Annotated in this window: 12 protein-coding genes; 7 read left to right on the top strand and 5 right to left on the bottom strand. The window is 47.2% G+C overall.

Annotated elements, in window-relative coordinates; translation table 11 throughout:
- The first annotated feature begins 344 nt into the window (after nt 1–344).
- Complete coding sequence (speA, locus tag G517_RS0102315) at nt 345–2,261, top strand: biosynthetic arginine decarboxylase (protein WP_051205889.1); 1,917 nt, start codon at nt 345–347, stop codon at nt 2,259–2,261.
- An 88-nt stretch (nt 2,262–2,349) separates the two neighbouring features.
- On the opposite strand, the gene G517_RS0102320 is transcribed toward speA, so the two are convergent.
- Complete coding sequence (locus tag G517_RS0102320) at nt 2,350–2,757, bottom strand: hypothetical protein (RefSeq protein WP_028303056.1); 408 nt, start codon at nt 2,755–2,757, stop codon at nt 2,350–2,352.
- Nucleotides 2,758–2,785: 28 nt separating this feature from the next.
- Complete coding sequence (gene polA, locus G517_RS19895; protein ID WP_051205891.1) at nt 2,786–5,944, bottom strand: DNA polymerase I; 3,159 nt, start codon at nt 5,942–5,944, stop codon at nt 2,786–2,788.
- A 95-nt stretch (nt 5,945–6,039) separates the two neighbouring features.
- On the opposite strand from polA, the gene G517_RS0102330 reads away from it, so the two are divergent.
- Together G517_RS0102330 and G517_RS0102335 are read left to right on the top strand one after the other, a co-directional pair.
- Entirely contained in the window at nt 6,040–6,318 is a 279-nt protein-coding gene (locus tag G517_RS0102330) for a DUF2782 domain-containing protein (protein WP_028303057.1), read from the top strand.
- Between the two features lie 120 nt (nt 6,319–6,438).
- A complete protein-coding gene (locus G517_RS0102335) occupies nt 6,439–7,410 on the top strand; it encodes a homoserine kinase (protein WP_028303058.1) in 972 nt (323 codons plus the stop codon).
- 57 nt (nt 7,411–7,467) lie between these two features.
- Here G517_RS0102335 and G517_RS0102340 read toward each other — a convergent pair whose 3' ends face one another.
- Together G517_RS0102340 and prlC are read right to left on the bottom strand one after the other, a co-directional pair.
- On the bottom strand, nt 7,468–7,710 hold the full coding sequence (locus tag G517_RS0102340; protein WP_028303059.1) for a YheV family putative zinc ribbon protein: 243 nt from the start codon (nt 7,708–7,710) through the stop codon (nt 7,468–7,470).
- 109 nt (nt 7,711–7,819) lie between these two features.
- Nucleotides 7,820–9,877 carry an oligopeptidase A gene (gene prlC / locus G517_RS0102345; protein WP_028303060.1) on the bottom strand — a complete coding sequence of 686 codons (2,058 nt, stop codon included), beginning with the start codon at nt 9,875–9,877 and terminating at the stop codon, nt 7,820–7,822.
- A gap of 151 nt (nt 9,878–10,028) precedes the next feature.
- Between prlC and G517_RS0102350 the strand changes: the two genes are divergently transcribed.
- The 4 genes from G517_RS0102350 (at nt 10,029) to G517_RS0102365 (ending at nt 12,607) form a co-directional block, all read left to right on the top strand.
- Nucleotides 10,029–10,607 carry a gamma carbonic anhydrase family protein gene (locus G517_RS0102350; RefSeq protein ID WP_051205892.1) on the top strand — a complete coding sequence of 193 codons (579 nt, stop codon included), beginning with the start codon at nt 10,029–10,031 and terminating at the stop codon, nt 10,605–10,607.
- A 79-nt stretch (nt 10,608–10,686) separates the two neighbouring features.
- The gene (locus G517_RS0102355; protein ID WP_028303062.1) at nt 10,687–11,154 is read left to right on the top strand and encodes a Spy/CpxP family protein refolding chaperone; all 468 of its coding nucleotides are present in this window, start codon (nt 10,687–10,689) and stop codon (nt 11,152–11,154) included.
- 246 nt (nt 11,155–11,400) lie between these two features.
- Entirely contained in the window at nt 11,401–12,285 is an 885-nt protein-coding gene (locus G517_RS0102360; RefSeq protein WP_084632022.1) for a M48 family metallopeptidase, read from the top strand.
- Between the two features lie 28 nt (nt 12,286–12,313).
- Nucleotides 12,314–12,607, top strand: a complete 294-nt coding sequence (locus G517_RS0102365; RefSeq protein WP_036590106.1) for a hypothetical protein — start codon at nt 12,314–12,316, stop codon at nt 12,605–12,607.
- Between the two features lie 92 nt (nt 12,608–12,699).
- Here the strand turns inward: G517_RS0102365 and aroE are convergent, their stop codons facing one another.
- On the bottom strand, nt 12,700–13,539 hold the full coding sequence (gene aroE / locus G517_RS0102370) for a shikimate dehydrogenase (protein ID WP_028303065.1): 840 nt from the start codon (nt 13,537–13,539) through the stop codon (nt 12,700–12,702).
- Nucleotides 13,540–13,545 lie beyond the last annotated feature (6 nt).

Below are 13,545 nucleotides of genomic sequence, written 5' to 3' on the forward strand. Positions count from 1 at the left end.
GACTTAATCAAAAAAGTTAAATAACGTTAATTCATCGTTAAAATAAGGGGCGCAACAATAACGGATGCCTCCCTTCTAAACAAAGTTATTTTCAATCTTACCAATGATAAAGGCTACTTATCGGTTAAGACTATATTTACTTTGATTTTGCCAAATTTGGCTGGATAATGCGCGCGCTCAAAACAAGGCTCAAGCCTGATCAAATCGGCATTCGCGTGTTAATGAAAAACCTGCGTTTCCCATCAAAATGATCTACCCTCAAGCCTATTCAGTTTAACCTGTTTACCCCGACCCTATGAGATCTTAAAAGGGCCTTAAATATAACAAGGGTTATTAACAAAGAGATGACCGAAAAGATGACCGATTGGAGCCTTGAAGACGCGTTCCGCACATACAATATCGACCACTGGGGCAGTGACTACTTCGCTGTAAACCCACAGGGGCGTGTGGTTGTTAAACCAAGTCCGGCTCAACCAAACGCCGCGGTTGATCTAACACAGCTGTGCCGAACACTTCAGGATCAGGGGCTTTCGCTGCCGGTTCTGGTTCGTTTTACCGATATTCTGCACCATCGCGTCAATCGCCTATGCGCAGCCTTTGATAAAGCGATGCAAGAGCAAAACTATCAAGGTGGCTACACCGCCGTTTATCCTATCAAGGTAAATCAGCAGCGCCGCGTGGTGGAAGAAATTCTCAACACATCTGCCCGCTCAGAAAATCGCGTAGGCTTAGAAGCTGGTAGTAAACCTGAGCTGCTTGCGGTACTGGCGCAAAACGGTCAAAAGAACTCGGTCATCGTCTGCAACGGTTATAAAGACCGTGAATACGTGCGCTTAGCACTTTTGGGTGAGAAACTCGGTCATAAAGTGTTTATCGTTATCGAGAAGATGAACGAGCTAAACCTTGTGCTAGAAGAAAGCCAGCGCATGGGCGTTAAACCGCGCATGGGTATTCGTGCTCGCTTGGCTTCTATCGGTAAAGGAAACTGGCAGAACACTGGCGGCGAAAAGTCAAAATTTGGCTTATCCGCCAGCCAAATCTTACAGGTGGTTGAGCAGCTAAAAACAGCCAATGCCCTTGATGCGTTACAACTGCTGCATTTCCACTTAGGCTCTCAAATCGCCAATATTCGCGATATTCAGCGCGGCCTAAAAGAGTGCGGTCGTTTCTATACCGAGCTATGCCATTTGGGCGCTAATGTTAGCTTTGTTGACGTAGGTGGTGGCTTAGGCGTTGATTACGAGGGCACTCGCTCCCGTAGTATTTGCTCCATCAACTACAGCATGGAAGAGTATGCCAACAACGTGGTGCAGGCGATTAACGACGTATGTACGAATAACGACCTGCCTCACCCCCATCTTATTACTGAATCTGGCCGAGCGATCACCGCACACCACGCAGTTCTAATCACCAATGTGATTGATATTGAGTCACCGGATACCAATGCCCCTGAAGCCATTGCCGATGAAGAACCGGCTGTGATTCAAGAGCTGTGGCGCGCCTTTCAGTTGGTGACACAGGGTGCCGATGAACGCTCTCTGGTTGAAAGCTATCACGACGTTGTACAGGCAGTGTCAGAAGCTCAAGATATGTACACATTAGGTATTTTGACATTGACGCAGCGTTCTCTGGCCGAACGTATTTACACCGCAACCTGCGATCAGCTACGCGGCCAATTAAATACACGTAATCGTGCGCACCGTACCATGTTAGATGAGCTGAATGAAAAATTAGCCGATAAGCTCTTTGCTAACTTTTCTCTATTCCAGTCGCTACCCGATGTATGGGGTATTGAGCAGATTTTCCCAATACTTCCTCTCTCGCAACTGCATAAACCACCATTGCGCCGGGGTGTTATTCAGGATATTACCTGTGATTCCGATGGTCGAATCGATCTTTATGTTGACGGCCAAGGCTTAGAAACAACCTTGCCACTACCGGCATGGCCAGAGGGCGAACAACGCTTACTGGGAGTCTTCTTGGTGGGTGCCTATCAAGAGATCTTAGGTGATATGCACAACTTGTTTGGCGACACCGATTCCGTTGATGTCACCGTTGATGCAAACGGAGACGTACAAATCAACCAAGTCATCAAAGGCGACACCGTAGCCAAAGTTCTGGAATACGTTAACTTTGATCCTGCAAAGCTAATGGAACGCTACCGTCAAAAAATGGATGCCAGCGACCTCTCCAGTGAAGAGCAAACGCTGTACATTAAAGAGCTAGAAGAAGGCTTAGCCGGTTACACCTATCTGGAATAACCGTTTGTGCAGATAAACAAATAACCCATTCGGCACAGGGTGTAAAAGCCCTGTGCCAATGGGGTGTTCTGTTAAATAGAGCGCTCTGTTAAATGGCGATACCTTTCATACCAGATCCAACAGGTTCAAGTTGATCGTCTCGCTGGCTACTTAGCTCATCCATCTTATCTTGGGTCGCTTCCACCGCCCGTTTTCCGGCATCTAGCAGGGAACTACCGATATCTTTTAAGGTTTCGCCCATTTCTTCGCCACCGTTTTCATCCAGCTTTTCTTTGGCGGCATCGGCGGCATCTTTACTGACATCCCAAGCTTGGCTGCCCCAATCCTTCAGTTTACTGCCCACCTCAGAAGCCGTTTCTGCAGTTTCATCCATCAACTCGGCGGCCTTGTCTCTTATGGCGTCGGCATCAGCGGCTTGGGCGGAATGAATCGAGGCTGTTAATAGCGCTAAAGCTACCAACCCACCTTTTAAAAACAGTTCTATTTTGATCCGCACGTTAATCATTCCTACTATTTACCAAAAATTAGTGAGCTTGATCCCAGTTTTCACCGCTGTCGGTTTCAACCAGAAGCGGCACGTCCAATATTACGGCATTTTCCATAAAAGGCTTCAGCGCAAGTTTAAAGTTTTCAACCTGCTCTGCGGGCACTTCAAAGACCAGTTCATCATGTACCTGCATTATCATCTTCACATTCTGACAGACAGGGTCTTTATCTTCAGACAACCAATGGTGAACATTGATCATCGCTTTTTTAATAATATCCGCCGCCGTTCCCTGCATCGGTGCGTTAATCGCAGTGCGTTCCGCAGCTTTGCGCATGGCACCATTGCCAGCATTAATCTCCGGTAGATATAAGCGACGGCCTAGCAAGGTTTCAACATAGCCTTGCTCTTTGGCATTTTCTCGAATGGTATCCATATAACGGGCCACTCCGGGATAACGGTCAAAATAACGGTCGATATAGACCTGCGCTTGGCCCCGTTCAATATGCAGCTGCTTGGCCAAACCAAAGGCTGACATTCCGTAGATAAGGCCAAAGTTAATCGCTTTGGCGCTACGACGTTGATCATTGGTTACTTGATCAAGCTCACAGCCAAATACTTCCGCAGCGGTGGCTTTATGCACATCTTGGTTATTCTTAAAGGCTTCTAGTAAACCTTTATCACCGGATAGATGAGCCATAATGCGCAGCTCAATTTGCGAGTAATCCGCAGCAACAATTAAGTTACCGGCTTCTGGAATAAAGGCCTGACGAATGCGGCGACCGTCCTCCGTACGAATGGGGATATTTTGCAGGTTAGGATCACTGGATGATAAACGACCTGTGGCGGTTACGGCCTGATGGTAAGACGTATGAATACGACCCGTGCGAGCATTCACCATCTGAGGTAATTTATCGGTATAGGTCGATTTCAGCTTGCTTAGGCCACGGTGCTCCATAATCAGCTTAGGCAGCGGGTAGTCCAGTGCGAGTTCCTGTAGGGCTTCTTCAGATGTTGACGGTTTTCCTTTAGGGGTTTTCTTTTTAACAGGAAGCGCCATCTCTTCGTAGAGAATATCCCCCAGCTGTTTGGGAGAACCTAAATTAAACTCTTTGCCCGCTAATGCGTAGGCATCGGCTTCTATATCGATTAACCGCGCGGTAATTTGCTGGCTCTGCTCTGCCAATTTAGCCGTATCGATTTTAGCGCCGTTATGTTCAATATGGGACAAAACAGGCACTAATGGCAGTTCAACATCCGTGAGAAGATCAACTAAGCGCCCAACCTTTTGCACCATGGGCCACAGTTTGTTATGCAGGCGCAGAGTGATATCCGCATCTTCTGCGGCGTAAGGTGCTGCTTTATCAAGCCGAATCTTATTAAACGGTAATAAACTTTTGCCTAGACCTGCGTCGTCTTTCTGGGATTTTTCTAAGGTTTTAAAATCAAAAATCAGCTTAGCCAGCTCATGATCACGGGATAACCGCTTTAATGCGCTAAGAGAGGTAGAGCCGCCAGATTTGGTTTTATCTTTAACCGGCAGCCCTTTCTTAACGTACAGAATATCCGCTAGCTCTTTTTGTGAGCCAATATCAAATTTCTCGCCAGCAAGAGCATAGATCTTCTCTTCCAGCGTCTTTAATTCACTGCTTTCCTGAGGAACAGAATCTCCTAACAGATCAATTTGCCCTGAAGCTTCTTCACCATTATTAGCGGCCACCTCTTTAAAACTGATGGTAGTATGGCCTAAATATTTAGCGGATAAGCTGTCCATATCGTGACGGGTAGCGGTGGAGTTCAGCACATAAGAGGCCAGCATGGTATCACTGTATACCCCTTGCAGCTCAATACCGTAGTTGGCCAATACATTAATGTCGTACTTTAGGTTCTGACCGATCTTACCCTTGCTCGGATCTTCCAGCAGAGGTTTTAGCTGGTTTAACACCCAGTCTCGATCAAGCTGTTTTGGCGCGCCTAGATAATCATGGGCCACTGGAACATAGGCCGCTTTACCGGCTTCTACCGCAAAAGAGACACCCACAATTTGAGCCTGCATATAGTCAAGGCTGGTGGTTTCGGTATCAAAGGCAAACTGTTCAGCAGCTTTAAGTTGATCAAGCCATTGATTGAAATCCGCTTGAGTCAGTACCGTGTCATACTCACAAATAATCTCTGGTTCATCTGCGTTAATAGTCTCAGCATCAACTAACGCCTCGGCCAGCGGCTTTGTGGTTTTTAAGTCTACGGTTTTTGAAACAGCATCAATGTCTTTTATAGGAACCGCCGTTTCTTTCGAGATACGGCTAGGCTGACTCTCCTCACGATTTAAGTCATTCAACCAGCTTTTGAACTCTAACTCCGCATAAAGGGTTTTCAGGGTTTCAGTATCCTGAGGAGCCATAACCAGTTCATCAAGCGTGATGCCTAAATCGACATCACATTTGATCGTTGCTAGCTTATAAGACAGATAGGCCATCTCTTTATGCTCGGCCATCTTTTTAGGCAAGGTTTTTGCGCCACGAAAGCCCAATTCAGGGATTTTATCCAGATCGGCATAAATAGTATCCAAACCGCCAAGCCCCTGTAATAAGCCAAGGGCTGTTTTCTCTCCCACACCAGGCACGCCCGGAATGTTATCCACCGAATCTCCCATTAAGGCGAGAAAATCGATAATAAGCTCAGGGCCGATACCAAACTTGTCATGCACACCTTGAATATCCATCAAGGTATTGGTCATGGTGTTCACCAGCGTGACTTTTTCTGTCACCAGTTGAGCCATATCTTTATCGCCGGTTGAAACGACCACAGAGCGGCCAGCCATTTCGCCCTGCTCCGCTAATGTGCCGATAACATCGTCAGCCTCGACACCTTCAATGCAAAGCAACGGCATTCCCATCGCCTTGATCGCTTGATGCAGAGGCGCTATCTGGCGGCGTAGATCATCCGGCATGGGTGGACGATGAGCTTTGTACTCTGAGTACATATCATCACGGAAGGTTTTGCCTTTAGCATCAAACACCACCACAACAGGGGAGCCAGCGTATTGCCTTAACAAACTTTTCAGCATGTTAATTACGCCCTTAATCGCCCCGCTGGGCTGGCCTTTTGATGTGTTTAAAGGCGGCATCGCATGGAAAGCTCTATACAGATAGGAAGAGCCATCAACCAGAACCAGAGGCAATTGGGTGGTGTCATTCATACAGGATATCAACTCAACTCGGTTATACTTAAAATGAAAGATGATTCATCATAATGCACTGAGGATTCAGACCAAAGGTCTGACAAGGATTTAACATGAAACGCGCGCTGTTTTTTGCTCTGTTACTATCATTGCCTATCACGTCTGTTTACGCTGAAGATCAACAGCCAGAACCTGAGATTACCATTCGTGACGGTGGTGATCGCACGCTGTACGAATACCGCGCCAATGGGATTCTTTACGCCATCAAGGTTAAGCCGAAAATGGGTAAGGAGTATTTCTTAGTTGATGCTAACGGCGACGGTAATTTTATACGCAAAGAGACCACCCAAAAGTCTTTTTTGATTCCTGAATGGGTTATCTTACGCTGGTAAAATTGCCAATAATTTAAAGCATCTTATTGATTTTGTTGGCCTTATAATAAAAAATCTTAAATAACCCATTTGTTTTCTGCAAACTGGTAAGCGTAATAATCCAATAAAAGAGCACTTACAATGGCTGTTTATACCCAGGTTTTTGAGTCTGAACTCAACCCGTTTCTGCACGGCTACGGCCTTAGTGAACACTACCAGTTGCAGGGGCTTATGGGCGGTACAGAAAATACCACGTATCGCGTTAGTTATACTGAAGCAGAGGGTCAACATCGTGGCAGCGATAAAAGTTATATTCTTACATTATTTGAGCAAGGCGATCATAGTGATCTAGGCTACTTTGTATCCCTGCTCACTCAGCTAAAAGACAAAGGCATAAACACCGTTGCAGCGCCTATAGCCGATCAACAGGGTCATTACTTGCAGACATTGGCGGGGAAACCTGCGCTATTATTTCCCTGTCTTAATGGTTCTCATCCAGAGCAACCGTCGATCGAGCAAGCCCGTGCCATCGGTCAATGGTTAGGGCAGATGCACATTACTGCGCAATCCTTTGATCTGCACAAACCCAATCTGCGTTCTATCGACTGGATGAAACACGTAGCACCGGATCTACTGCCGTTATTGGATGAGATGGATCAGCAACTGATGCAGCTGGAAATCAGCCATTTCACAGACCTGTTAGAAGAGTACCCCAATCTGCCAGAGGGTATTCTGCACGGGGATCTGTTTCGAGATAACACCTTCTATGAAGGCGATAAACTAACCGGCGTGATCGACTTTTATAACGGCTGCAACGGCCATCTACTTTATGATTTATCCGTCGTACTAAATGACTGGAGCTGTCAGGATGGCAATGCACCGGATTTAGCGCTACAGAGCGCTCTGCTAGAAGCCTATGAAGGCGTTCGCCCTCTAACGGATGAAGAACGTCGTGCCTTGCCCAGCTACCTTCGCGCCTGCGCCCTGCGTTACTGGATCTCTCGCTTGCTAGCAAAACACCTAGCGGAAGAGGAAGAACATGATCATGGCTACAAAGACCCAGAACACTACAAACTAATTCTGCTAAACCGAGTGAAACAAGCGGGTTGGTAATACCGGTGATGAGGAACAGCCCCGATCAGAACTCGAATCCTGATCGGGGAATTTCGTTTACTTCGCCTTCGGGTCCATCAGGTTAACCACCTGAATCTCATCTTTAGGGTCTGGCTGGCTTTGGTTGACGCGGGTTGCAGGTTCTTCAACCGGTGGTGCGGTCAGTGACATCTCATCGGTAAAACCACAGGCAACACATTCGCGGTACTGCACGTCATCTTCTACCCAAGCTTTTAGCTTGTCCATTTCGCTGCAACGGGGACAAACCGCACCGGCGATAAAACGTTTAACAACGGTCATATCAAATTCCTGAATCGAGTAATGGCCAAAAAAAACGGATCAAGTAAAGGTTAAGAATGCATCAGGGCTATATAGTACAGCCCTGAGCCTTCTAGACATTAATACCGCACTAGCCGTTAATACCGCAGTGTCGCAGAAGCGCATCAACCTTAGGTTCACGTCCACGGAACGCTTTAAACAGCTCTGCCGGTTCTTTCGAGCCGCCCATCTCTAGGATATTTTCACGGAAAGATCGGCCGGTTTCTGTGTTAAAAATACCGTCCTCTTCAAAGCGAGAATAGGCATCCGCAGAGAGTACTTCAGCCCATTTATAGCTGTAGTAACCCGCCGCATAACCACCGGCAAAGATATGACTGAAGCCATGTTGGAAGCGATTAAAGGGCGCAGGGGGCAGCACCGCAACCTGAGTACGAACCTCGTCCAGTAGTTGCTGAACGCTAGAATCCCACTCCGGTTGATATTCGTTATGTAGACGGAAATCAAACAGTGAGAACTCTAACTGCCGCACCATGGTCATGGCTGACTGGAAATTTTTCGCGGCCTGTAACTTATCCAGCAATGCCTGTGGCAGAGGCTCACCGGTATCTACATGGCCTGCGATCAGATCCAAACCTTCCTTCTCGTAGCAGAAATTTTCCATAAACTGGCTAGGCAGTTCCACCGCATCCCAAGCAACACCATTGATACCGGAAACATCTGCCACATCAATCTTAGTGAGCATATGATGCAGGCCGTGACCGAACTCATGGAAGAGGGTTGTCACTTCATCATGGGTCAGCAGAGCAGGCTTACCACCAACCGGAGCGGAGAAGTTACACACAAGATAGGCCACTGGCAGCTGAATCGAGCCATCGGCCTTCAGGCGACGCACACGGCAATCATCCATCCAAGCACCGCCCCGTTTATTTTCACGGGCGTAAAGATCCAGATAGAAGCTGGCAATCAGCTGTCCATCCTGTGAAATTTCGTAGTATTTGGCATCCTCATGCCAGCGATCCACCTGCTCGGTTTTCTCTTCAATGGTGATGCCGTACAAGCGGTTTACCACCTCAAACATTCCAGAGATCACTTTTGGTGCAGGGAAATAAGGGCGCAGCTCTTCTTGGGAAATCGCATAACGTTGCTGGCGCAGTTTTTCGCTATAGAAGCCCACATCCCAAGCTTTTAGATCACCATCAAGGCCTTCTTCGCTAGCATAAGCCTGCAGCTCTTTAAACTCTTCCCGCGCTTGCGGTACGGAGCGTTCCGCCAGATCGGTCAAAAAGCCTAAGACTTCATCGGTGCTGGAAGCCATCTTGGTTTCGATAGAGTATTGCGCATAAGTGCTAAAGCCCAACAGTTGGGCCAATTCATGACGCAGAGCCAAAATCTCTTCCATCACCGGCGTATTGTCCCATTGCCCTGCATTTGGCCCCTGATCAGAAGCACGGGTAACAAAGGCGGTGTAGATCTCTTCCCGCAGTTCACGGTTTTCTGCGTAGGTCATCACCGGATGAAAGGCGGGGAAATCTAAGGTAATCAGCCAGCCATCAAGTTCTTTCTGCTCTTTTTCACCCTTCTGTTGCGCCAGTTGCTGCAGCAGGCCCAAGGCACTTTCCGGCAGGCCAGCAAGCTCGGCCTTATCGGTAATATGCTTCGTCCAGCCTTGAGTCGCATCCATCACATTTTCGGCAAACTTATTGGTTAGCTCAGAAAGGCGGGATTTTAGCTCACCGTAGCGCTGTTTTTTCTCCGCCGGTAGATCAATACCAGAAAGATGGAAATCACGCAGCGTGTTGTTGATTGCTTTCTGCTGAGCCTCATTCAGCCTAGCAAATTCGGGACTGGCTTTCAGAGCTTTAAAGCATTCGCATAGCGCTTCGTTCTGGCCGATTTCTGTACCGTATTGCGATAATTTAGGCAGGCAGGCGTTGTAGGCTTCTCGCAGAGCATCGCTGTTAAGGACGCCATTCATATGACCAACAGGAGACCACATTTGTGACAGGCGGTCATCATGTTCACTTAACACCTGAACCAAGGATGCCCATGTAGGGTTTTCTAACTGTTGTAGCTCAGCGATGGCCGCGCGATTATCGGCCAAGATTTGATCTAGCGCTGGCTCTATCATCTCTGGCTTGATCTGGCTAAAAGGTGGCAAGGTATGGCTTTCTAACAACGGATTGCTCATGAATAAATCCTTATCGATAATCTTTGGCTTTTTTCTAGTCTTCTAGTCTATATGGGGTTTTATCACAGAAATTCCACTACTTAGCGGGTTATAATCGCATCACGCTTTCTTTTAATCTTACGATAATGACAACTAAAACGGAGCTTCTGCCATGTCCACACCCAAGCCGGAAAACACCCCAACTGCAGCCAACATCCGCCCTTTTAAAGAGTGGACACCAAAACTGGGAGGGCGGGTTTTTGTTGATCCATCCGCTGTCGTACTGGGAGATGTGGAAATCGGTGATGATTGCTCGGTATGGCCGTTAACCGTCATTCGTGGCGATATGCACCGCATTCGTATCGGCAACCGCACCAGCGTGCAAGATGGCTCAGTACTACATATTACCCATGCAGGGCCTTTTAACCCAGACGGTTTCCCGTTGATTATTGGTGATGATGTCACCATTGGCCATCAGGCGATGCTGCATGGTTGTACCATCGGTAGTCGGGTATTAATCGGCATGGGGGCTATGGTGATGGACGGTGCCGTGGTGGAAGATGAGGTCATTGTCGGCGCGGGCAGCCTAGTTCCCCCAGGTAAAAAGCTAGAATCTGGCCATCTTTATGTGGGTCGTCCAGTAGAGAAAAAACGCCCTCTGACGGAGAAAGAGCTTAAGTTCTTTACCTATACCGCGGGTAACTACGTCAAACTAAAAGATGAGCATATCGCAGAGAATTACGGCCACTAGTACTTTCATGTTCCATTAAGGTTTCATTTGTAGACTACCCCTGACACTAAACATTTGGTGAACTTTAAGGGTAGACATTATGAAACTTTTTAAACAAGCAAAACCTATGGCATTTATGTTGGCACTGGCACTAAGCAGCGCAACATTAGTAAGTACCGCGCAAGCAGATGACCACGGTGATCGCCGAGATAAAGCAGAACACTGTGATCATCAAAAGAATAAAAAAGGCTCTCGCATGGATCATGGCATGATGAGCATCAACTTTCGAGGCCTAGAGCTGACAAAAACCCAGCGTGAACAGATGCACGACATTAAAGAAGAGCATCGCGATAGTCAGAAAGGTGACCGTAAGGCTCTAAGAGATGTTCGCTACCGCTTTATGGAAGCACTGGTTGATGGCACTGATGATGCAAACCTCAATATGATTCTTAATGAGAAAAGAGACCTGATGACTCAAAGACAGACGGCTTATGTTGCCATGATGCAGAAACAAGTCGCAGTTTTAACCGATGAGCAAAAAGCAAAATTAAAAGAACGCCTGCAATAACGTTCTTTTGCCCTTGATATCCACTATAAAGCCCTGCCTCGCAGGGCTTTATCTTTCTATTTTGATGCATCAAATAAGATATTGTTCTGCGATACAAACCCACCTTACAAAAAATAGAAGCTGTACACTGAAAATGAATCAGGGATAATCAAATAACAAACCTCATTTGATTATTTTCCCTGAAGTTAGCTACGATTATGTCTGATTTCAAAACATCAACAGAACTCTAACGATAGGTTTTCAGCTATGTCATCAGCATTATCGTCAAAGCGAGCGTCGACAAAACAGTCAGCAACGCAAAAAGTATCACCCAAAAAATACCGAGCTAACCGCTGGATTAGAAATACACTTATCACCAGTATTGGTGCTGCGCTGTTAACCGCCTGCGCAAGCTCTCCTACGGGTCGCCATCAGCTTAAGCTTTTTCCTAGCTCTGAGATTGACCAGATGGGCGTGCAATCTTTTGTGCAAATGAAAGAAGAAACTCCTTCAACCACCAATACAACGACCAGTGCCTACGTCAACTGTGTGGCGAATCAGGTTATCGCTCAAGTGCCGGCTAAATACGGTATTGATAACTGGGAAGTCGTGGTTTTTGAATCGGATCAGGTTAACGCTTTTGCCTTACCCGGTGGCAAAGTAGGCGTTTATACCGGCCTGCTAAAAGTCGCTAATAATCAAGACCAGCTTGCAGCGGTTATCGGCCATGAACTGTCTCATGTTTTAGCGGAGCACGGTAATGAGCGGGTTTCCACCTCTTTTGCCACCGAAACAGGTTTAGCTTTAGCGTATAAGGTGAGCGGCGAGCAAAGCACAGAAAAAGATCAGCTTTTTGCCCTGCTAGGCATTGGCTCTCAAGTGGGTATTGTGCTGCCCTTTGGTCGCATTCAGGAAAGCGAAGCCGATGAGATGGGGCTGGAGCTTATGGCTAAAGCGGGTTTCCAACCGCAGCAGGCGGTGAATCTCTGGCAGAATATGGCCCAAGCAAGCGGTGAAAGCCAGCCGGAACTATTATCAACTCACCCGTCCCACGAAAACCGGATTAAAGATCTGCAAAGCCAGATGGCAAAGGCCAACACCCTTTATCAGCAAGCTCAGGCTGAAGGCCGTATACCTAACTGTAAGATTTAATTGTCACTATCTGATAAAAGATAAATGAATGAATTATTCAATTAAAAACCGCTGGGTACTCTTGGGATTAGCGCTAATGATTATCCCCTCCGTTGCGATGATGTCCGGCTTTTGGTCGGAACTCACAGAGGTGCAAAAGTGCACGGCTGAAGGCATGGGCTTTGACTACCGCACTGGTGAATGTATAGAAGGCAGCACTATTTTTGTGCCTTTCTCCGAGCGCCAGCCTTTATTGGTGAACAGCGGTATGTTGTTGTCTACGCTAGGATTGATTTTCTGCTTGATAGGGCTTTATAGAAGCGTAAGTACGAATCATCAATAGCTTATGGCTAGCAATAACAGGCCTCGGGTGGCTTTGCCACCCGATCAACTTAAGCCTGTCCTTTCAAATAAGCCTAGATCTTACAGACAAACCTAGGCCTTCAATTGTGCTCTTAAATCAGCCAGAACAGACGTGGTATCCGGTTTAATTCCACGCCAGATACGGAAGGATTCTGCGGCTTGCTCAACCAGCATTCCTAAACCATCAACCGCTTTTTCAGCGCCATGCTCTAAGGCCCAGCGATTAAAAATAGTGATGTCTTGACTGTACATCATGTCATAGCAAACGGCCTGATCCGCTAATAACCCATCAGGTAGCGGCGGTAAATCTCCCGCTAAGCTAGCGGCGGTGCCATTAATAACCAGATCAAACTGCTGGCCGTCCAAATCACTAAAGCCACAAGCGGTGAGGCAACCATCCTCTGTGGATAAATCTTGGAAAATGCCCACCAAGGTTTCCGCTTTCGAGATGGTACGATTAGCGATAATAACGGCGGCTGGCTGCTGCTCCAGAATAGGCTCAATAACACCACGCACCGCGCCACCCGCACCCAAAATCAACACCCGCTTACCTGTAATATTAACCTGCTGGTTATCGGTTAAATCACGCACTAAACCCACGCCATCAGTAGTATCACCCCAAAGAGTGCCATCTTCTGCCTGCCAAAGAGTATTCACAGCCCCCGCCCGTTGCGCACGGGAGGTTAGTTTTTCAGCAGCCTCAAAAGCATCCTGCTTAAAAGGTACGGTGATATTACAACCCCGTCCCTGATCCGCTAGAAAAGCGGTCAATGACGGAATAAAAGCATCTACCGGCGCTAATAGGACTTCGTAGATTAAGTCTTGAGCCGTTTGTTCAGCAAAGGCTTGATGGATTTGCGGTGATTTACTGTGTGCAATAGGGTTACCAAACACAGCATAACGATCAGTCATATTAAA

Origin of the sequence: Oceanospirillum maris DSM 6286 (assembly GCF_000422865.1) — a bacterium.
Lineage (GTDB): Bacteria > Pseudomonadota > Gammaproteobacteria > Pseudomonadales > Halomonadaceae > Oceanospirillum > Oceanospirillum maris.